Genomic DNA, 19,271 nt, shown 5'->3' with positions numbered 1-19,271 from the left:
TCAGGCCTCCGCCAGCAGGTAACCGACACCCCGGATCACATGGATCTCCACGCCAGCACCGGCCTGCTGCAGTGCCTTGCGCAGCTTGGAGATATGCGCGTCGAGCGCATTGGACTGGATCTCATCGTCGAACCCGTACACCGCGGCCTCCAGCGCGCTGCGGGTGACCGTGCGCCCCTGCCGCATCGCCAGGGCCTGCAGTACCAGCACCTGACGCCGTGGCAGTGCCAACGGCTGGCCCTCCACCTGCGCCTGCAGCGATTCGAAATCGAATTCAAGCCGCCCCAACCGCAGGCTCGGCGTCACCATCGCTGACGGCCTCCGCGACACGGCGCGGATCCGCGCCATCAGCTCCTCGATCGCGACCGGCTTGACCAGATAATCATCAGCGCCGACATCAAGGCCTTCGACCTTGTCGGACAGCGTGCCCTTGGCGGTCAGCATGATCACCGCCAGATTCGGCCGCAGCGCGCGCGCAGTTGCGACAAATCCGGCACCATCGCCATCGGGCAGCTGGCGGTCGAGCAGCAGCAGCTGGTGCACCGGTTCGCGCAACGCGAGCGCGGCCTCGGCCAGGCTGCCGACCACATCGGCGACCACGCCCTGCCGCTCCAGGCCCGATTGCAGGGCGCGGGACAGATCGGGATCGTCTTCGACCAGGAGGATGCGCATCAGTCACTCGTCTATCGGAAACGCTGCCGATCATAGTGCCTGGCGCCCTGCTTTGGCGCCCATGGATGCCAGCGGCTGCAGGCGCAATGTTCTGACAATGTTGCCCCTTCAGCATGCGCAGCCATCCCCCGCAACGTGGCCGAACGATGCTGTCGCTGCCCCTGACAAGGACCCCCATGGCCTCCGTCTCCCACACTGCCGACGCCCACGCCATCCTGCGAGCGCCTGACCTGGACAGCGCCGAGCGCGCCTATCTGGGGCTGATGCCCGACCTCGAACACGTGAACGCGCTGGCCCGTCGTGCCGTGGGCCTGTCACGCGTGGCCGACGCGGCACGCGGCTATGCGTTGTCGATGACCCTGGTCGGACTGCGCCTGCAGGAGCTGGAGATGGGCGAGACAACGGCCAGGCAACATCGCCAGGCGACCCTGCACAGCCTGCGCCAGGCCTTCAGCGCCTGAGGGCGCGCGCGCCTGGAGAGCGACGCGGCATCTTCGCGGTGCCACCGGCATCCGCCGCATCAGCGCGGCGCGCAAGCACTGCACGACCGCGTCACGTCAGCGCAGCGTGCTCCACGCCAGCAGCACGCACAGGATCGCGACCCAGGCCACGGCCTTGAACGTGCCTTCCAGCATGTTGCCGCCAAACAGGCCCTCCAGCAGTGGATTGGGCCTGGACACCGGGACGTGATCGCTCATGTAGCAGTTCCTTTCCGTGGTAGCGCCGTTGCGCGGTAGCCCGGAGTCTACGCCTGTGCACCCCGGATTCATCGTCGCCTGCCTGCCTTTGGCGACGCATTCCGGGCCTTCGTCGCAGGCCGGCTGCGATACCCGGCGCGCCATGCCAGCCTGCACGCACTTTCCCGCTGGAGCACCGTGCCATGCCGATGCTTGCCCTGATCCTGCTGTTCTCCAGCCTGTTCGGCGACGGCGATGGCGGCGGTCCCACCGAGAACGCCCTGCGCAGCCAGATCCTGCGCGTTGAGGCCGCGCAGGATGCGCACGGGGCCGAGCCGCTGCAGCTCTATCACCTGCGTCCGGACCGTATCCTGCGCCTGGGCTGCCAGCGGCTGCCTGACCCGCACAGCGCGGCGCCCGATGCCGGGCCGGTCCAGGTCCGCGTGGCGCAGCTGTGGGAGCGCGTGGATGGGCGATGGCAGATCCGGCGTTCGATCAGCATCCACCGCTGAATTCACGCCACTGAACCGGCGGGAGGCCCGCTTCACAGGAGGACAGGCCACCTCATCGGAACGAAAAAAGCCGGCCCAGGGGCCGGCTTTCATCGTTTCCACCGCTTCACCGGCGGACCGGGAGCAGGTGGTGGGCGGTACAGGGTTCGAACCTGTGACCCCTACCATGTCAAGGTAGTGCTCTACCGCTGAGCTAACCGCCCATCATGTTCTTGCCGCCCGCGGGCTGGCCTTGTTACGTAAAAACCCGGCGCCAGGGCCGGGCTTTGCAGTTCACGACAGTCCCCTTGCGAGGGCTTCGTGGTGGGCGGTACAGGGTTCGAACCTGTGACCCCTACCATGTCAAGGTAGTGCTCTACCGCTGAGCTAACCGCCCGTTTTTGCTTCTGCATTTCCGCGATTGCGTCGGTGCAGGCCGCGTATATTACGGATGCCGGCAGGGAAGCGCAACACTTTTGTGAAGATGACGCTGCACTGCCACGTTCAGCCGAGGCTGGCTTCCTTCAGCTGCCGGATCTGGTCGCGCACGCGCGCGGCATCCTCGAACTCCAGGTCCTTGGCGTGCTGGTACATCTGCTGTTCCAGTGCCTTCAGACGCACCCCCAGCTGTGCCGGCGACAGCGAACGGTAGTCGGCCGCCTCTTCGGCCACGCCCGGCCGGCCCTTGCCCCGGCCTTTCTTTGCTTCCTTTTCGGCCGCATCCGAACGTGCGCCTTCCAGCACGTCGACGATCGGGCGCGCCACCGAACGCGGCACGATGCCGTGCTCTTCGTTGTACTCGACCTGCTTGGCGCGGCGGCGGTCGGTTTCATCGATCGCCGCCTGCATCGAACGGGTGATCTTGTCGGCGTACAGGATCGCCTTGCCCCGCACGTTGCGGGCCGCACGGCCGATGGTCTGGATCAGCGAGCCGGTGGAGCGCAGGAAGCCTTCCTTGTCGGCATCCAGGATCGCCACGAGTGACACTTCGGGCATGTCCAGGCCTTCGCGCAGCAGGTTGATGCCGACCAGCACATCGAACTTGCCCAGGCGCAGGTCGCGGATGATCTCCACGCGCTCGACCGTGTCCACGTCCGAGTGCAGGTAGCGCACGCGGATGCCATGCTCGGTGAGGTACTCGGTGAGGTTCTCGGCCATGCGCTTGGTCAGCGTGGTGACCAGCACGCGATCACCGGCCTTGATGCGCGCGTTGGCCTCGCTCATCAGGTCATCGACCTGGGTCCCGACCGGGCGGATCTCCACCACCGGATCGATCAGGCCGGTCGGGCGCACCACCAGTTCGGTGATCTCGTCACCCGCCTCGCGCAGCTCGTAAGGACCGGGCGTGGCCGACACGTAGATGCTGCGCGGGCAGCGCTCCTCCCACTCCTCGAAGCGCAACGGACGGTTGTCCAGCGCCGACGGCAGGCGGAACCCGAATTCGACCAGGGTTTCCTTGCGCGAGCGATCGCCCTTGAACATGGCGCCGATCTGCGGAATGGTCACGTGCGACTCGTCGATCACCAGCAGCGCATCCGGCGGCAGGTAGTCGAACAGGGTCGGTGGCGGCTCGCCGGCCTTCTTGCCGGTCAGGTGCCGGGAGTAGTTCTCGATGCCGTTGCAGAACCCGACCTCGGCCATCATCTCGATGTCGAACTGGGTGCGCTGCGCCAGGCGCTGCGCCTCGACCAGCTTGTTCTCGGCGTACAACTGCTCGAGCCGTTCCTTCAGCTCGACCTTGATGGTTTCCACCGCGGCCAGCACACGCTCGCGGGTGGTCGCGTAATGGGTCTTGGGATAGACGGTGAAGCGCTGCATGTTGCGCAACGTCTCGCCGGTCAACGGATCGAACATCGTGATCTTCTCGACCTCGCCGTCGAACAGCTCGATGCGCAGCGCCTCGCTGTCCGACTCGGCCGGGAACACGTCGATCACTTCGCCGCGTACGCGGAAGGTACCGCGCTGCAGCTCGTATTCGTTGCGCGTGTACTGCAGCTGGGTCAGGTGGTTGATCAGGTCGCGCTGGTCGATGCGTTCGCCCTTGGACAGGATCAGGCGCAGCGACAGGTAGTCTTCCGGTGCACCCAGGCCGTAGATCGCCGACACCGTGGCCACCACGATCGCATCCGGGCGCGACAGCAGGGTCTTGGTCGCGGCCAGGCGCATCTGCTCGATGTGCTCGTTGATCGAACTGTCCTTCTCGATGAAGGTGTCCGACGAGGGCACGTAGGCCTCCGGCTGGTAGTAGTCGTAGTAGCTGACGAAGTACTCCACCGCGTTGTGCGGGAAGAAGGCCTTGAACTCGCCATACAGCTGCGCCGCCAGCGTCTTGTTCGGCGCCATGATCAGCGTCGGCTTCTGCACGTTCTGGATGACGTTGGCGATCGTGTAGGTCTTGCCCGAGCCGGTGACGCCGAGCAGGGTCTGCTTGGCGATGCCGGCCTCGAAGTTGCTGGTCAGCTTGGCGATGGCATCGGGCTGATCGCCCGCCGGCGAGTACGGCGAGACAAGTTCAAAACTGTCGCTCATGGTGTTGCCAGTTCCCGGGGAAGATGAGTATACGAGGCGTGGGGTGACGGCTGGCTGAGGGGTCTCCGGGCAGCCCGCCGCGGAGCTTCCCGATGGCAGCCGCCCGGCCAGGCGCGGAGGCTGAATGCATGTGCCCTGCCCACACTTCCAGCCGCGCCGCGTCGCGCGGCATGCACCTGATCGAAATCCTGGTCGTCACGGCGGTACTGGCCGTGCTGCTGGCCGCCGGCTGGCCCTCGCTGCAGGCGCTGCTGCTGCACCAACGCGCGGAAGCCAGCCGGTTCAGCCTGCAGGCCGCCCTGGCAACGGCACGCACCCAGGCCATCATGCGTCGCGAACTGATCGGCCTCTGCGCCAGCGCGGACGGCCAGCGCTGCGGGGACGACTGGAGCCAGGGCTGGATTGCCTACCGGGCCGCAGGCGCGTGGCAGCCCCCATCCACGCCCGATGCCATTGTCCTGCATCAGGGCGGCCGTCCGGACGTCACGATCAATGCCGCCAGCAGCAGCGGGCGACCGCAACTCTATTTCCAGCCGGATGGCCGCAGCCCCGGCAGCAACCTGACGCTGCGCGTCTGCGTGAGGGGGCGCGAGCACGCGCGGATCATCGTCAGCAACAGTGGGCGGATGCGTTCGTCCACCACGCGGACTGGACAAGCCTGTTGAAACGATGCCCTTCCGCTCTCAGGCAGACAACAAAAAAGACCTGCGGAAGTCCGCAAGTCTTTGATGTGTAACGTCTGGCGCCCGAAGTTGGACTCGAACCAACGACCCCCTGATTAACAGTCAAGTGCTCTAACCGGCTGAGCTATTCGGGCGGGGACGCGCATTGTAATCACGTCGAACAGTGAGTGCAACACTCCCGTTCACATGCTTGCGTCCTCCGTTTGCGGCAGTGTCACCAGCACTCGGACAGCGTGGTCTTGGCGGTCTTCACGTTGGCCTGGTTGAGCGTCAAGTTTCCACACTTGTCCTTCGCCTGCGCGTTGACCGCGGTGGCGGTAAAGGTGAATGTCGACTGCGCGGTCTGCATGGAAAAAGTGTAGGCCGCCGTGCCGCCCTCGCGCGGGGAATTGATCGAGTCGGCATTGCCCGGGAACTTGAAACCGACGTAGGTGTTGTTGACCGTGTGGAAGCGCTCGGCCAACTGTGCGTATTCCACCAGGTCGGCCTTGGCTTGGGCCCGGCGCGACTTGCGCACATGTTCGCTGTAGCTCGGGTAGGCGATCGCGGCGAGGATTGCCACGACCGCCACCACAATCATCAGCTCGATCAGGGTGAAACCGCGGGCCAGGCGACCCGTCGCGAAAGATTGGCGCATTGCACGGGCTCCTGCTGCCGGAGAAGGATCGACGCCGGTCATTGGATCTGCCTCCAGGATTGGCGGCCACAGGGGTACGGCAGGTACATCGGATCAGCACCAGCCACCGAGATCTGCATCAGGCACGCCTCACCTGGCGGCTGCGGCGGCGGGTTGCCCGGAGTACTGTCCGGCGGCGCCAGGCGCGGCACCACCGACGTCGTCACATCCCTCACCGGCGCGTTGCCGCCCGTGTTGAGAGCAACGCCGGCAGTACCCGCTCCCGGCGACCGGCCGTCGGGGGCACCGAAGCGCACCTGCGACATCGCTGCCTGCCCGGTGCTGGCCTGCAGGCCAAGCAACCAGTTCGCACCGTCCACCGAGCAACCCTGAGCGTCGGACGGAACATAGGTCGGGAAGAAGACCACGCCGGACACGATCCTCGGATTACCGACGGCACGCTCCTTGTTGGCCAGCACCACGGTCCAGCCGCGGCTGACCGTAGGCACGGTCCCGGCACGCAACGTCCGCACGCCGGAACCGATCTCGGCCGTATACGAGCTCAGGTTTGCCGAGGTCAGCGTCGTCGTCGGCTGGCCCGCTGCGGTGTCGTTGATACCGTACAACGCCTGCACCGCCGTATCGCTCTCGTCACCGTAGTAGGAGAAGCTGCCGGTGCCGAAGATCAGCATCACGCCACCGGACGGTCCGGTGGTCACCGTCATGCCACCGGTGATCGGCTGGCGGTAGGTCCGGCGGTCGGCGGGATCGACATGGGTATCGGTGGTGAACAACGGTACGGTTGGCGCGGTGGTCCCGCGCAGGTCGAACTTCCAGATAACGCCACGCTTGTCGGCGCCATAGACCGTATCGGCCAGGCCATCGCGCACCCGCGCGTTCTGCCCGGTTCCGCCCCAGCGATCAACCACCACGATGTTGCCCAGCCCGTTGCTGCCCGACGGCAGGTTGGTACCCGACTCGATCGCCTCGATCATGCGAAGGGTCGGCGTGCGGCCTGCCACCATGTCAACCACAAACAGTACCGCCTTGCCACTCCTGCTCTCGTAGCCGTTGCCGAAGATCGCCTTGAAGCCCACCGAACCGTCGGCGTTCTTCACCGGCACGATCACCGGCTTGCCCAGCACATGGCCGATGTTGGCGCGCACAGCATCGTCAAGCGAAGCATCGAGGTCACTGATCTCCCACAACAGGGAGCCGCTGGCGCCGAAGTTGCCCGGATTGGACACATCCAGCGCGAACACACTGCGGCCGCCGGCACCGGCCGTGCCTACCAGTGACGTGGTCCACCCGTTGCTGCCGTAGGTGTCGCTGATCGTCACCGGGCCATCGACGTAGTAACGGTGCTGGAAACGCTGGGCGTTCTGGTTGGTCGGGTCGTTGGGCAGCAACAGGTTGCCCATGTGGCCCAACGCGGTCGAGGGAATGTAGGCGAACCGCTCCTTGCCACCGTCGGCGTCCATCTGGCCGTCGGCGCCCATGCCACCATCGAAGGCATGCAACATGCCGTCGTTGGCGCCGGCGTAGACCATGTAGCGGCGACCATTGCGCTTGGTGGTCATGTAGGCGGCGTAACTGCTGCCCATCGTGCCCGGGAGGCGGCCAAACCCATAGTCATCCAGAGGCGAACTCAGCACCGGGGTGGAGGTGATGATGTCGCCTAGTACCGTGCTGCGATCACGCAGCTTGCCGCCGTTGCGCTTCTCGCCGGAGGTTTCACCACGCAGGTAGGCCACGGCCGTGGTGGAATCCGTTGTCAGGCCGGCCAGCTCGGACGCGCTGCAGATCAGGATGCCCGGATACAGCGTCGACGACTTGGTGCACAGATTGGCCAGGCTGACATTGCTGCCGGTGAAGTCTTCCAGCGCGCCGTTGCGCCAGAACCGGATGCGGCGTGATGCAGGCGCCGGCATCTTCGCAGATGCTTCCCAGGCCTCTTCCGAAACGATCTTGCGGGTGGACGGCTCGACGCTCAGCTTGAAGGCGCGCAACTTGCTGTACCAGTCGGTGCCGTTGTTGGTGGCCTCGTAGAACGGCTCCACCGACAACGAGCCGACGCCGATGCGTGCGCCGGTCAGCGAACGCGAGCCGGACGGCGTGGCGCCCTGGGCGACGTTGCTGATGATGCGGCGCATGGCTGCAGTGATTTCGGCCGGGCGCGTAGCGTTGACCATTTCACCGCGGGTGTCATAGACCGCGTTCCACAGCTCATCAACGGCTTCGGGCTTGAGGTCCTGCGTCGTCGTCGGGAAGTTGGGCTTGACGACATACGGGTCGGGGCTGAGCACCCACGGGCGCAGCGGATCCGGCAGGTACCGGACGCCGAACTCCTTGCCCTGCGTGCCCAGCGTCACGCCGTAGAAATTCATGTGCAGGTGGGTCTTGCAATCCAGCGACGGATTTGGATTCGGCCCCTTGCACTCGGCCGGCACCGGCACGGAATTGGTCTCCTTGTCCGGCACGAGAGAACTGTTGTAGTACGGCGCTACGAGATCCTTCATCAGCGTCGTGTTGCCGGACTCATTGATATAGCCATCGGTGAACAGCATGCCCGCGTTCTTCTGGCATGACAGGAGTACCGGCGCGTTCTGATCCGTGCGCTGGAATTGTTCGCCAAGGTACTGTGCGGCGGAACGATTGGGCGTACTGCTGCTGGCCCGCATTTCGCCGATGATCTGGCTGAGCAGCTGCTGCTTCTCCGGCTCGTTGGTCATGTTGAACATGGTCACCGCGCGACGGCCATTGATACGGAACCAGCCCACGCGCAGATTGGTAGTGTCGTACAGCGCATTCGTGGCCGCACCGATCAGCGCTTCGCGTCGCGTTCGGTACAGGCTGAACCAGTTGGCGAAGCTCTGCATGGCAGCGTTGTACTTCGCTTGATTGTTGCCGAAGTTCGCAATCTTGATTTCGTACTTGTACAACGTACCCGGACGGCCGCCCGGAGGATTTGCAACGGCAACAGGTGCCGCGGTGTACCCATATTCCGCCGGCAGTGTAGACGGATCTGCCAGGAAGAACGTAGCCGGATAGAAGGCGACTGCAGCATCGCAGCTTGAGCTGCTGATGGTAGTCTGGCGCGTCACGTTGTCGAATGAGCCTTCCTGCCGGACAGCCCCCCCGCTCAGGTTGCATCGCCCACGCTCAATACGGGTTCCGACCGGCAGCGTCATGCCGGAACGAAAGCGGAAGCGCCAGTTCGCGCCGGTCCGGCCGCCGGTGTCGATGCTGGTCAACAGCGAGTCCACAGTCAGGTCCAGCGCGCCGGCGATCTTGTTCGGTGCATTGCCCGGACGCGGGTCCAGCGGCGCGCTGGACGCCCTGATGTCCAGATAGTTGGCAAGGGCTGTATCGGACAAGCCGGTCTTCCAGCCAGGATAGATCTCACGCGGATCGTAGTAGGACGGGTTGACGTCCGGCGATCGGGCGAAACCGAAGCTGTCGAGCGGCGGGATGGCTACTTGGTCGTCGCGTCCATAGCTGGGGAAGACGTACAGGTAGCGCTGCCCAGACCCATCGTAGCCGTTGACGGTACCCTGGTTGTAGAAGCCACTGCCATCCCAGCGGTACACGCCATCGCGCGTGTTGTTCAATGTTTCCCACAGCATCGAGCCGGAATCATCCAGCGCCATCAGGAAGGCCGGTGGCGTCTGCACCTGGATGTTCAGCGGTGCCTGCGCCAGCGTGCCCTGGGCCTGGGCCGCCATCAGGCTGTAGATGACATAGCCTCCCCCGAGCACCAGTGCGGCGCCGCCTGCGACCATGAAACGGAATTTGCGCGAAGCCATGGCCTGCGTCCTCAGAGTTTGAATACGGTATCGATGACCACCGACGACGAGCTCGCATCGGCATCGTCGGTCGCGAAGCCGGTGATCTGGTAGATCGGCGTGACGTCTTCCAGCGGACGGCCCATGTCGAGCGACGATTCGCCCATCACACAGCTGTCAATCTGGCGGACATTGACCGCAGGACGCGCCTGGTTGCGGTGGCTTTCCGCCCAGATGGTCGGATCGAAGCCGTCATCGCAGACCCGCGACAGAGTGCTGGACTGCACCAGGCTGTCGCTCCCCACATCCTGACGGTTGGCGATTTTCTCCACCGAGCGTTCAGCCGCACGCACCACGCCCTCCGAGTTCTGGAAGGCCCGGTTGGCGGCGCGGTAGTTCGCTGCCATCTTCTCCTGCATGCCGGCCACCTGCATGCCCGCAATGCCGAGCAGCGCCAGCAGGATGAGCATGATCAACGCGACATAGAGCACGGCGCCGCGCTGGGTGCGAGCGGAAGCGGGCCTGAACGAACGTGAGAAGGTCGTCATGATCAGTTCCCGAACAGGCGATTGCGCAGTGCAATCGAGACTTCATAGCTGGAGCGGTAGCGGCCGTCAGGCCTGTCACTGCTGGCAAAGCCCACGCCGAGTACCGACAGCGGGTTGGCCGGCGTGCTCGAAGACGACGGCGTCGGGCTGCGTGCCAGCAGCCCCACCTGCACCTGCCCCACCCGCAGCCACTGCGCGGCACCGGCCGCGTTAGCGTTACTGCTGACGCCAGTTGCGGCGGCCAGGTTGGTGATGTTGCCGGCCGGTGGCGTGCCCAGGCTGATGTTGGCGGTACTGTCCAGACCATACAGCAGCTGCAGGCTTTCGATGCCTTCCACGAGTTCTTCATTGACCGCATAGGCGCCAGCACTGTTGGCGCGCGCACGGCGCAGGCCCGGCTGACCGGTCTCCGGATTGATGCCGACGTAATAGACCATCGACTCGGCGCGATAGAGCATCGTCTGCCCGGTCGGCTGCGCGGCATAGCGCGACAGGTCCAGCGAGGGCGCGGTCACACGGGCCGCACTCAACGTACCGGCGAAGATGTCCGCATGGGCACAGTCGGCGATGCCGAACAAGGTCGGTGCCGCCACGCCCCCCGAGGTGAGCCGGGCCACCCGGGTGCTGTCCATGTCCAGCAGCGCATTGCCGCCGCTGGACGAAATGCCGGTCACCGGCACCCCTTCAGGGGCCAGGTAGCGCAGCACCAGCACATCGCTTCCGCCTGCCGGCGCAGGGCTGAGCCGGGTGATCGCTGCCGGCAGCGCTGACGGTGCGGACCATGTCGCTCCGAGTGCGAGCCTCCCGCCCGGCGCGGTTCCCGGTGCATCGAAGCCCTGGATGGAAACGCTGAAATCAAGCGGGCTGCCATCGCCCGAGGATGCACCCAGATGCGATACCGGATCGCCCTGGTTCTTCACCACGTGGGCCTGGTCGTTCACGCAGCCCATGTGCCCGGCCATGCGGATGTCGCGCTCAAGGAAATCCAGCGCGAAACGGGCGTTCTCCTGCACGCGCGAGGCCCCTTCGGACAGGCGTGAGGCAGCCTGCGAGGCCATGAAGACCTGCACCACTCCCAGCATCAGCACCAGGCTGATTACCAGGGCGATCATCAGTTCCACCAGCGACAGGCCGGCCATGGTGGCACGTCGGTTCAGGCGCATGCTCACAGCTCCGTAGCCAATGCAAAGGTGGTGGCCTTGTCCGGGTCATCCGGATCCCAGCGCTGATCGCCCCAGGTGATGGCCACATTGACCACGCCGCCATTGAAGGTGACATCGGCGCCTGCGTCGTCGCCCAGCGCCTTCACCACCTGGCATTGCCAGCGCGCGATCTTCTTTTCAATGGAGACGTCGCCGGTATCGCTGGTGCACGCGGTGGCGGCGGTCTTGCTGCCTGCTGCGAACGACGCGCCGGTGTACCAGGCCGCCTGAAAGCGGTTGCTGCGCATCTGCTCGGTCAGGTCGTACGCAAGGTTGGTGGCCTGAGTTCGATAATTGGCGCTCTGCACGAAGCGGACGTTCATGGTCTGCAAGAGAGCAAAACCCAGCAGGCCGAACGCCAACACGATGATGGCGATCAGTACTTCCAGCAGGGTGAAGCCCCCGGCTTGGCGCGCGCGGAAGGTACGGATGGTCATGGACAGGCTTCCTTGGTGCTGCGGATCTGCCCGGAGGCGTTCACCGTCAGTGTGCGCTTGTGCACTGCGCCCTTGCTGCAGACATCCGGCTCCAGCCGTACATCCTGCTCGGCGCTGGCGCGGCGACGGCCGCGCCCGTCGAAGGCGATCTCCGTGGCCGGCCCAGTGATCTTCAGCTTGGGATTGCCACTGACGAAGCGCAGGACGGTTTCACCTGCCGACAGCGCACCGTCGCCATTGGCATCGGCAAAGGCCAGCATGCCGCCCGACCAGCCACCATCACAGCTGGCACCGTCGCTGCTTCCACAGACGCCGCCACCGCGGTTGCTGCGGATCGCCTCGCTGCGGGCAAGACTGAGCAGGCCCAGGACCTCGTTGTTGGTCGAGCTCACCCGACTCGAACGGATCGTGCTCTGGAAACTTGGAAAGGCGATCGCAGCCAGGACCGCCACCACGGCGATGGTGACCATCAGCTCGATCAAGGTGAAGCCGATTTCCCGGCGCAAAGACATTGGACGCTCCCCAGCGTGTTGGTGGCCACGATGGGCCATCGCCCCGCCACCGGCAAGCGGCGGCAGGATGAACGGTCAATCCGGGGCGACGGGCGTCAAAGGCTTGACGTCCACCCTCCCCGACCGGTGCCGGCGCGATCCCCGTCGCGCCGGCCCGGGTTCAGGCCAGCACCTGGTAGCAGGGCTGGTATTCGCCGGAGATCTTCATCCGGCGCTGCTCGACGAAGGCGCGCAGCAGCGCGTCCAGCGCCTGCATCATGTCCGGGTCACCGTGGATCTGGAACGGCCCGAACTGCTCGATGCGGCGCATGCCGTCCTCCTTCACGTTGCCGGCCACGATTCCCGAGAACGCCCGGCGCAGGTCGGCCGCCAGCGCGTGCGGCGCACGCCCGTGATGCAGGTCCAGCGCCGCCATCGCCTCGTGGGTCGGCACGAACGGCTGCTGGTACTCCCACGGAATCTCGATCGACCAGTTGAAGAAGAACGAGTCCTTCTGCGCCAGGCGGTGTTCGCGCACGCGCTTGATGCCACTGGCCATCTTCCTGGCCACGGCCACCGGGTCGCCGATGATGATCTCGTAGCGCTCGGCAGCCTCGTCGCCCAGGGTCAGGCGGATGAAGCGGTCGATCTGCTCGAAGTATGGCGCTGCCACGGTCGGGCCGGTCAGGATCAGCGGGAACGGCAGGTCCTTGTTCTCCTCGCGCAGCAGGATGCCGAGCAGGTACAGGATCTCTTCGGCCGTGCCGACGCCACCGGCGAACACGATGATGCCGTGGCCGATGCGGACGAAGGCCTCCAGGCGCTTCTCGATGTCCGGCATGATCACCAGATGGTTGACGATCGGGTTCGGCGACTCGGCCGCGATGATGCCCGGCTCGGTCAGGCCGATGTAGCGCGTGACGGTGCGGCGCTGCTTGGCGTGTGCGATGGTCGCGCCCTTCATCGGCCCCTTCATCGCGCCCGGGCCGCAGCCGGTGCAGATGTCCAGGCCGCGCAGGCCCAGCTCGTAACCCACCTGCTTGGTGTACAGGTACTCGTCGCGCGAGATCGAGTGGCCGCCCCAGCACACCACCAGGTTCGGATCGCCCGGGTTGAGGATGCGCGCGTTGCGCAGCAGGCCGAACACCGCGTTGGTGATGCCCTCGGACGACTCCAGCTCGGCCGCGTAGGCCGGGCCCATCTCGATGGCCATGTAGGCCAGGTCGCGCACGACGGCGAACAGCAGTTCGGCGACACCGCGGATGATCTCACCGTCGACGAAGGCCATCGCCGGTGCGTTGACCAGGTCGATGCGCACGCCGCGATCCTGCTGCGCCACCTGGATGTCGAAATCAGGGTAGAGGTCGCGCGCCGCGCGCGGATCGTCCGAGGCGCTGCCGCTGGTCAGCACGGCCAGCGCGCAGCGGCGCAGCAGCTCATGCATGCCGCCGGCGGAGGCATCGCGCAGGCGTGCCACTTCGGCCCGCGACAGCACGTCCAGCCCACCGCGCGGATAGATCCGCGCATCCTGCACCGGCAGCGCACGGGCTGATTTTTCGTTCGTGGTCATATCCAATTTTTCGCTTCCTTCAAGGTTTCCGACTGTACTGCCGCCCCCTTAAAAAGCAAAACGGCCGGGAAGCCCGACCGTTGGATGTGTGCTGCCCGCGTTCGCCTGTCCGGGACCGCCTGGGCGGCGTTGACGCCGCGCACATTTCCACATGCTACGCCGTTGCCCGACACCCTGCAAGGACTTTCGCCTGAACGGAAAACGGCCGGGTTTCCCCGGCCGTTTCCGTTTTCAGCTGCGCTACGTCAGTGCATCAGAACTGGTAGCGGAAGCCCAGCTGCATCGACCACTGAGAGACACCGACGTCGAAGCCGTCAGCATCGGAGTTGGCGACGCTCGGCAGGTCCGCGCCACGGTAGTTGTAGACGTACTTACCGTTGTACAGGCCCTGCAGGCTGGCCACACGAGCGTTGGCGTAGAAGCCGTAGTCGTAGATGTTGCCCCACTTCTTGTTGAGCATGTTGCCGACGTTCTGGATGTCCAGCCAGACCTCCGACTTGTGGCCCTTCATGAAGCCCGGCAGCTGCTGGCTGATACGGATGTCGAAGGTGTTGATCCAGCCGGTACGGAACTGGTTGGCCGGAGCCACCTGGCCTTCGTACTTGGCGAGCTGCGGGTTGGCCGCCAGCCAGTCGAAGAACGACTTCTCCATCGCCGCATCGGCGGTGAACTTGCCGGTGCTGGACAGGGTACCGAACAGGACCTCGCCGCGACGCGGCACGTAGAACAGGTCGTTGCCCGAACGGCCGTCGCCGTTGGCGTCGTTCACATAGATGTAGCTGTACGGGCGGCCGCTGCGGCCTTCGTACACGAGACCCACCTTGGTCTCGTAGTCGCCGAAGAACTTGTGCTTCCAGTTCAGCGAGCCCGACAGGCGGTCGCGGATCTGGTAGCGCGAGGTGTTCAGCATTTCCTCGTTGGCATTGAAGGCGTACTGGTAGCCCCAGCCCGAGCTGGCGGTGGAGCTGGTCAGGCTGCCCACTTCCTTGGCATCGGTGTAGGTATAGCCCAGGTTCCAGGACCAGTCGCTGCTCGCACTCCACGGCTTGCTCAGCGAGACGGTGAACTGCGAGGTGCGGCCCTGATCGGTGTTGTCGATCAGGTAGACGTTGTTGAAGCCCTGTGCGGCATAACCATTGCGCGCATCGTTGGTGCCCCACGCCCTGCCGTCAGCCGAAGGCACGTAGTAGTTCACGCGACCATCGGCACCGACCTGACGGCCCTTGCCCAGGTTCAGGTGCTGGTAGTACAGGCCATCCTTGACCTTGGTGACCAGCAGCTCGGCCGAGGCGACCATGCCGTACCACGGCAGCTCGTGATCGAAGGCCAGGTTGGCCTTGTACAGCGACGGCAGCTTGAAGTCGCGGCCGACAAAGTTGACGTTCTGCAGCGCGCTGCCCGGGGTGGTCGGGACCGGCTGATTGTCCTTGTCCGGATTGAACTTCTGGCCGTTGTAGCGGCTGATGTTGTACGAGTCGTAGTTGAAGCCGGTGGTGGAGTAGCTGTTGCTGATCCACACCTGCGGTGCATCACCCTGGAACAGGCCGATGCCGCCGCGCAGCTGGGTCGGGCGCTCGGTGTCGAAGGTGTAGTTGAAGCCGAAGCGCGGCTGGATCAGGAACTTGCTCGGGAACACCGAACTGTTGTCATAACCGAAGACAGTCTGCGCCTTCTGGTTGTACGCCGGCGCCGGGCTCACCTTCGGACGGTCGCCACGCAGACCCATGGTCAGGGTCAGGTTGCTGTTGACATACCAGGTGTCCTGCACGAACAGGGCCAGGTTGCTGTACTTGTAGTCAGCCGCGATCGAGTTCGCGCTCTTTTCCTTGTTCAGCTGGTAGGTCTGCCACTGGCCCTTCGCGAAATTGTCCAGGCCGTAGAAGGTGTAAGCACCCCACGAACCAGCGCCATAGTAGTTGTAGACATCGTTGGTGTCGTACGAACCACCGAACTTCAGGTCGTGGTCACCCAAGGTCAGCGTACCGGCGGCGTAGTAGTTCCACGCCTTGGTTTCCAGCACGTTGTTCTGCGAGTTGGTCTCGGTACCCAGGAACAGCGAGTCGCCTTCCGGCGTGGTCACATCGCCACCGCGCGGGAAGTAGATGCGGATGCTCGGGGCATTGGTCGGCACCTCGCGGACGGCCGAGTACTCGCGGTACGAAGCCTTCAACTCGGTCGAGAAGGTGTCGGTCCAGTCGCTGAAGACCTGGGCGACGTAGCTCTCGTTGGTCTTGACGTGCTGGTACCAGTACGAGCTCAGCGAAGCCTGCGAGGTCGAGCCCATGCCGTTGATGCGCAGCTTGCTCTGCTCGAGTTTGCTGTAACGGATGTTGGCGCGGTGGTTCTCGTTGATGTTCCAGTCGAGCTTCAGCGCGTACTCTTCCAGATCCGTGTTGCCGTTGCTTTCGATACCGCCGGCATCGAAGCCATAACCCTTGGCGATTTCCTGCGCACGGGTCACGTCAGCCATGCTGTAGTCGGCATTGGCCTTGCCCAGCGCGGTGCTGGACAGGTCGGCGCCCGGCGCGGACTGCTTGAACTTCTCGTAGTTGGCGAAGAAGAACAGCTTGTCCTTGACGATCGGGCCGCCCAGGGTCATGCCGTAGGTCTTTTCGTCGTTGAAGCCATTGAACTTCTTGCCTTCCGGGTTCTTGCCGAACCAGTCACCGTCACGGTAGGTGCCGTACACCGAACCGTGGAATTCATTGGTACCGGACTTGGTCACCGCATTGACGGTGGCACCGGCAGCGCCAGCGATGCTGACGTCGTAGTTGGACAGGTTGATGTCCAGCGCTTCGATGGCCTCCATCGCGACCGGCTGGCGGCGGGTCGGCATGTTGTTGCCTTCCAGGCCGAAGGTGTCGCTGGCCGAGACGCCGTCGATGTTGATCGAGTTGTAGCGCGGGTTCTGGCCACCGGCCGAGATCGAGCCGGAGGCGCGGTCGATGAAGGTCACGCGCGGATCCAGGCGCATCAGATCCTGGATGTTGCCGCCGATGGACGGCGCAATTTCGATCTGCTCCTGGCTGATGTTGGTGCCCGAGCCCATCTTGGTGGCGCTGAACACTTCCGAACCACCGCCGACAGCGGTGACCTGCACGGTGTCCAGGTTGGTGGCCTTGGCCACGTCACCGGTCAGGATGGCATTGATGGTGCCGGTCTGGTTCACGCCCAGGTAGACACCATCTTCGGTCTTGGTGCCTTCACCCGGCTTGGTGATGGTGATGGTATAGGGACCACCCACGCGCAGGCCGCGCGCGTTGTAGCGACCCGCCGCGTCGGTGGTAGCGCGCGAAACCGTGCCCGACTCGGTGTGGGTGATGGTGACTTCAGCACCGGCGACGGGCTGGCCGCCGCTGGTCACGACCTGGCCGCCGACACCGGCAGTGGTGGTCTGGGCGAAGGCGGGGGCGGCGGCAAGTGCAGCCACGAGACCAAGGGTGAGCTTGGACATCCGGAGTGGGTGGGTCATTTTTCGGTAGCCTCGATGCGAGTTGGCGATGGCGGAAAAAAAGCGCATCCAAGCAGCCCTGCGGGTGGCTGATCGGAGAGTTATCTGGGGTTCCCTACCGCTCGGCTGAAGGCAGCCCTAACGGTTAACACTAGATTAACACGCTACGCCATCAATGTGACGGTTGTGCGACAAACGGCACCGGTTCGCAACGCAATCGTGACGGGTTCTTCACTCCGCCTTTCCACGGGACTCACTTTTCCCGGGGCATCCCACTGGCATCAAGAATCTGCCCGCGCCAGGCGCTCCCGGCCCCGGACAACAGGGTCACCGCCGCTGCCGCTGCGGCTTCCGGGCCTTGCGCAGCCGGGTCCTGGTCAACGGAATAGGCACGTGCGCGCAGCGCCGTGCGCAGGGGGCCGGGGTACAGGCCGCTGACCCGGACGGGACTGCGGCCCAGTTCATCGTGCAGGCTGGCGATCAGGCCACGCAGGCCGTGCTGGGCCACGCCGTACCCTCCCCAGTAGGCCTGCCCCACCCTTTCAGGGGCATCGACCGCGAACACCAGGGCGGCATCCTCGCGCTGTCGCAGCAGCGGCAGGCAGGCCTGGGCCAGCCAGGCCGGGGCCGTCAGGGTGACATGGACCGCGCGGGCGAAGCTGGCCGGGTCGGCCAGCTCGAACGGGGTCAGCCCCGGGAAATGCGCGGCGCAGACCAGCAGGCCGTCCAGCCGCCCCAGCTCGCGCTGCAGGGCCTGGGCCAGTTCGGCGTAGTCGTCGGGGCCGGCACCTTCCAGGTCCAGCGGGTACAGCAGGGGTTCCGGGCCGACCGCCTGGACCTGGGCATAGACCCGGTCCAACCGGCGCGGCTTGCGCCCCAGCAGGACCACGGTGGCCCCGGCGGCTGCGGCAGCAACCGCCGCGGCACTGCCCAGCCCGCCGCCGGCCCCGGCGACCAGCACCACGCGGTCCTGCAACGGGCGGCCATCGAACGCCCCGTCAGTCGGTGACGTCGACGGCCAGGCACTCATCCCTGGGTCGCCTCTTCGACGATGCGCTTGAGCTCGCCGGATTCAAACAGTTCCATGACGATGTCGCAGCCGCCGATCAGCTCACCGTTGATGAACAGCTGCGGGAAGGTCGGCAGGTTGGAGAAGCGCGGCAGGTTGGCACGGATCTCCGGTTCCTCGAGCACGTTGACGGTGCGCAGGGCGACAGCGCCGGCCGCCATCAGCGCCTGCACGGCGCGACTGGAAAAGCCGCACATCGGGTACTGCGGGGTGCCTTTCATGAACAGCACGAGCGGGTAACGATCGACCTCGGCCTGGATTTGCTGCATCACCGCCACAACCACACTCCTTGCTTCGCCGGACAACCCGACCGTGATGGTCGGCTAGACTGCCCACGGTAGCCGCCATTGTAAGCGGATGGAACAGGCTGCCGCCGTCCCCCTGGCCACGAACCTGTCCATGCCCGTCGAATTGCCTGCCCTGCCCTACCTCTCCGGCTCCCTGCAGCCGCACCTGTCCGCGCAGACCGTGGAGCTGCATCACGGCCGCCACCACCGCGCCTATGTCGACGCGGTCAATGCCGGCACCCTCGGCACCGAGTGGGAGGAGGCGTCACTGGAAGAGATCGTGCGCCATGCCCAGGGCGCTCTGTTCGATGCGGCCGCCCAGGCCTGGAACCATGGCTTCTACTGGCAGTGCCTGCGCCCGCGCGGCGGCGGCGAGCCGCAGGGCCGGCTGGGCGAGCTGGTCAAGCGCCAGTTCGGCGACGCACAGCGCCTGCGCGAGGAGTTCAACCGCACGGCGCTGGGCCTGTTCGGCTCGGGCTGGGTGTGGCTGGTACAGCACCCCGGTGGCCAGCTGGGCATCCAGGCCACGCGCAATGCCGGCACGCCACTGACCGGCGAAAGCACCCCGCTGCTGTGCTGCGACGTCTGGGAACACGCCTACTACACCGATTACCAGAATGATCGCGCGCGCTACCTGGACGCCTTCTGGCAGCTGGTCAACTGGGAATTCGCCGAAAGCCGGCTGCGCTGAGGCAGCGGCTCGGTCACCGGGTAGTGCCGGCCGCTGGCCTACAACCCACTGGACGTACAAGGATGCCGGAGT

17 protein-coding genes and 3 tRNA genes are annotated in these 19,271 nt (G+C 65.3%); 4 read left to right on the top strand and 16 right to left on the bottom strand.

From position 1 onward, the window contains the following. Entirely contained in the window at positions 1 to 672 is a 672-nt protein-coding gene (locus tag NSQ78_RS07990) for a response regulator transcription factor (protein ID WP_005415973.1), read from the bottom strand. A 176-nt stretch (positions 673 to 848) separates the two neighbouring features. On the opposite strand from NSQ78_RS07990, the gene NSQ78_RS07985 reads away from it, so the two are divergent. After that, positions 849 to 1,133, top strand: a complete 285-nt coding sequence (locus NSQ78_RS07985; RefSeq protein WP_064238040.1) for a hypothetical protein — start codon at positions 849 to 851, stop codon at positions 1,131 to 1,133. Between the two features lie 96 nt (positions 1,134 to 1,229). Here NSQ78_RS07985 and NSQ78_RS07980 read toward each other — a convergent pair whose 3' ends face one another. Next, complete coding sequence (locus NSQ78_RS07980; protein WP_164688803.1) at positions 1,230 to 1,370, bottom strand: hypothetical protein; 141 nt, start codon at positions 1,368 to 1,370, stop codon at positions 1,230 to 1,232. Positions 1,371 to 1,552: 182 nt separating this feature from the next. Here NSQ78_RS07980 and NSQ78_RS07975 point away from each other — a divergent pair, with 182 nt between their 5' ends. Then, on the top strand, positions 1,553 to 1,861 hold the full coding sequence (locus NSQ78_RS07975; protein WP_064238039.1) for a hypothetical protein: 309 nt from the start codon (positions 1,553 to 1,555) through the stop codon (positions 1,859 to 1,861). A gap of 128 nt (positions 1,862 to 1,989) precedes the next feature. Here NSQ78_RS07975 and NSQ78_RS07970 read toward each other — a convergent pair. The 3 genes from NSQ78_RS07970 to uvrB all read right to left on the bottom strand — a co-directional run bounded on the left by NSQ78_RS07970 (position 1,990) and on the right by uvrB (position 4,369). Further along, positions 1,990 to 2,064: transfer RNA gene (locus NSQ78_RS07970), tRNA-Val, on the bottom strand. A gap of 98 nt (positions 2,065 to 2,162) precedes the next feature. Further along, positions 2,163 to 2,237 (bottom strand) — tRNA-Val (locus tag NSQ78_RS07965). Between the two features lie 107 nt (positions 2,238 to 2,344). Next, positions 2,345 to 4,369, bottom strand: coding sequence for an excinuclease ABC subunit UvrB (gene uvrB / locus NSQ78_RS07960; protein WP_049464761.1), 2,025 nt, complete (start codon positions 4,367 to 4,369; stop codon positions 2,345 to 2,347). 128 nt (positions 4,370 to 4,497) lie between these two features. Here uvrB and NSQ78_RS07955 point away from each other — a divergent pair, with 128 nt between their 5' ends. Next, positions 4,498 to 5,034, top strand: a complete 537-nt coding sequence (locus tag NSQ78_RS07955; protein ID WP_223224844.1) for a GspH/FimT family pseudopilin — start codon at positions 4,498 to 4,500, stop codon at positions 5,032 to 5,034. A gap of 75 nt (positions 5,035 to 5,109) precedes the next feature. On the opposite strand, the gene NSQ78_RS07950 is transcribed toward NSQ78_RS07955, so the two are convergent. From NSQ78_RS07950 to grxD, 11 genes are all read right to left on the bottom strand, one after another. Continuing rightward, positions 5,110 to 5,186: transfer RNA gene (locus NSQ78_RS07950), tRNA-Asn, on the bottom strand. Between the two features lie 80 nt (positions 5,187 to 5,266). After that, positions 5,267 to 5,689: a type IV pilin protein gene (locus tag NSQ78_RS07945; RefSeq protein WP_064238038.1), complete on the bottom strand. Its 423-nt coding sequence runs from the start codon at positions 5,687 to 5,689 to the stop codon at positions 5,267 to 5,269. 38 nt (positions 5,690 to 5,727) lie between these two features. Then, positions 5,728 to 9,474, bottom strand: coding sequence for a PilC/PilY family type IV pilus protein (locus NSQ78_RS07940; protein ID WP_064238037.1), 3,747 nt, complete (start codon positions 9,472 to 9,474; stop codon positions 5,728 to 5,730). Positions 9,475 to 9,485: 11 nt separating this feature from the next. Next, positions 9,486 to 10,001, bottom strand: a complete 516-nt coding sequence (locus NSQ78_RS07935) for a PilX N-terminal domain-containing pilus assembly protein (RefSeq protein ID WP_064238036.1) — start codon at positions 9,999 to 10,001, stop codon at positions 9,486 to 9,488. Positions 10,002 to 10,003: 2 nt separating this feature from the next. Then, entirely contained in the window at positions 10,004 to 11,164 is a 1,161-nt protein-coding gene (locus tag NSQ78_RS07930) for a PilW family protein (RefSeq protein ID WP_064238035.1), read from the bottom strand. 2 nt (positions 11,165 to 11,166) lie between these two features. Continuing rightward, the gene (gene pilV, locus NSQ78_RS07925; RefSeq protein ID WP_064238034.1) at positions 11,167 to 11,640 is read right to left on the bottom strand and encodes a type IV pilus modification protein PilV; all 474 of its coding nucleotides are present in this window, start codon (positions 11,638 to 11,640) and stop codon (positions 11,167 to 11,169) included. After that, positions 11,637 to 12,152, bottom strand: a complete 516-nt coding sequence (locus NSQ78_RS07920; RefSeq protein ID WP_064238033.1) for a GspH/FimT family pseudopilin — start codon at positions 12,150 to 12,152, stop codon at positions 11,637 to 11,639. The genes pilV and NSQ78_RS07920 overlap by 4 nt, the downstream gene beginning before the upstream one ends. Before the next feature lie 160 nt (positions 12,153 to 12,312). Further along, on the bottom strand, positions 12,313 to 13,701 hold the full coding sequence (gene ppnN / locus NSQ78_RS07915) for a nucleotide 5'-monophosphate nucleosidase PpnN (RefSeq protein ID WP_049467539.1): 1,389 nt from the start codon (positions 13,699 to 13,701) through the stop codon (positions 12,313 to 12,315). Positions 13,702 to 13,954: 253 nt separating this feature from the next. Next, positions 13,955 to 17,155 carry a TonB-dependent receptor gene (locus NSQ78_RS07910; protein ID WP_064238032.1) on the bottom strand — a complete coding sequence of 1,067 codons (3,201 nt, stop codon included), beginning with the start codon at positions 17,153 to 17,155 and terminating at the stop codon, positions 13,955 to 13,957. Positions 17,156 to 17,405: 250 nt separating this feature from the next. Next, positions 17,406 to 18,182, bottom strand: coding sequence for an SDR family NAD(P)-dependent oxidoreductase (locus NSQ78_RS07905; protein ID WP_053463496.1), 777 nt, complete (start codon positions 18,180 to 18,182; stop codon positions 17,406 to 17,408). Beyond that, positions 18,179 to 18,499, bottom strand: a complete 321-nt coding sequence (gene grxD, locus NSQ78_RS07900) for a Grx4 family monothiol glutaredoxin (protein ID WP_049467533.1) — start codon at positions 18,497 to 18,499, stop codon at positions 18,179 to 18,181. The genes NSQ78_RS07905 and grxD overlap by 4 nt, the downstream gene beginning before the upstream one ends. 121 nt (positions 18,500 to 18,620) lie before the next feature. On the opposite strand from grxD, the gene NSQ78_RS07895 reads away from it, so the two are divergent. Continuing rightward, complete coding sequence (locus NSQ78_RS07895) at positions 18,621 to 19,199, top strand: superoxide dismutase (RefSeq protein WP_064239635.1); 579 nt, start codon at positions 18,621 to 18,623, stop codon at positions 19,197 to 19,199. Positions 19,200 to 19,271: the final 72 nt, after the last annotated feature.

The organism is Stenotrophomonas sp. FSL W7-1447 (genome assembly GCF_037966425.1).
Classification (GTDB): domain Bacteria; phylum Pseudomonadota; class Gammaproteobacteria; order Xanthomonadales; family Xanthomonadaceae; genus Stenotrophomonas; species Stenotrophomonas pavanii.
This window is presented reverse-complemented; position numbering and strand designations above follow the sequence as displayed.

Coding starts and splice junctions, on each gene's coding strand:
- NSQ78_RS07905 (WP_053463496.1), bottom strand. CDS start 18,182: ATGAGTGCCTGGCCGTCGACGTCACCGACTGACGGGGCGTTCGATGGC.
- NSQ78_RS07975 (WP_064238039.1), top strand. CDS start 1,553: ATGCCGATGCTTGCCCTGATCCTGCTGTTCTCCAGCCTGTTCGGCGAC.
- NSQ78_RS07935 (WP_064238036.1), bottom strand. CDS start 10,001: ATGACGACCTTCTCACGTTCGTTCAGGCCCGCTTCCGCTCGCACCCAG.
- pilV (WP_064238034.1), bottom strand. CDS start 11,640: ATGACCATCCGTACCTTCCGCGCGCGCCAAGCCGGGGGCTTCACCCTG.
- NSQ78_RS07895 (WP_064239635.1), top strand. CDS start 18,621: ATGCCCGTCGAATTGCCTGCCCTGCCCTACCTCTCCGGCTCCCTGCAG.
- NSQ78_RS07985 (WP_064238040.1), top strand. CDS start 849: ATGGCCTCCGTCTCCCACACTGCCGACGCCCACGCCATCCTGCGAGCG.
- NSQ78_RS07940 (WP_064238037.1), bottom strand. CDS start 9,474: ATGGCTTCGCGCAAATTCCGTTTCATGGTCGCAGGCGGCGCCGCACTG.
- NSQ78_RS07945 (WP_064238038.1), bottom strand. CDS start 5,689: ATGCGCCAATCTTTCGCGACGGGTCGCCTGGCCCGCGGTTTCACCCTG.
- NSQ78_RS07955 (WP_223224844.1), top strand. CDS start 4,498: ATGTGCCCTGCCCACACTTCCAGCCGCGCCGCGTCGCGCGGCATGCAC.
- NSQ78_RS07990 (WP_005415973.1), bottom strand. CDS start 672: ATGCGCATCCTCCTGGTCGAAGACGATCCCGATCTGTCCCGCGCCCTG.
- NSQ78_RS07910 (WP_064238032.1), bottom strand. CDS start 17,155: ATGTCCAAGCTCACCCTTGGTCTCGTGGCTGCACTTGCCGCCGCCCCC.
- uvrB (WP_049464761.1), bottom strand. CDS start 4,369: ATGAGCGACAGTTTTGAACTTGTCTCGCCGTACTCGCCGGCGGGCGAT.
- NSQ78_RS07930 (WP_064238035.1), bottom strand. CDS start 11,164: ATGCGCCTGAACCGACGTGCCACCATGGCCGGCCTGTCGCTGGTGGAA.
- NSQ78_RS07980 (WP_164688803.1), bottom strand. CDS start 1,370: ATGAGCGATCACGTCCCGGTGTCCAGGCCCAATCCACTGCTGGAGGGC.
- NSQ78_RS07920 (WP_064238033.1), bottom strand. CDS start 12,152: ATGTCTTTGCGCCGGGAAATCGGCTTCACCTTGATCGAGCTGATGGTC.
- ppnN (WP_049467539.1), bottom strand. CDS start 13,701: ATGACCACGAACGAAAAATCAGCCCGTGCGCTGCCGGTGCAGGATGCG.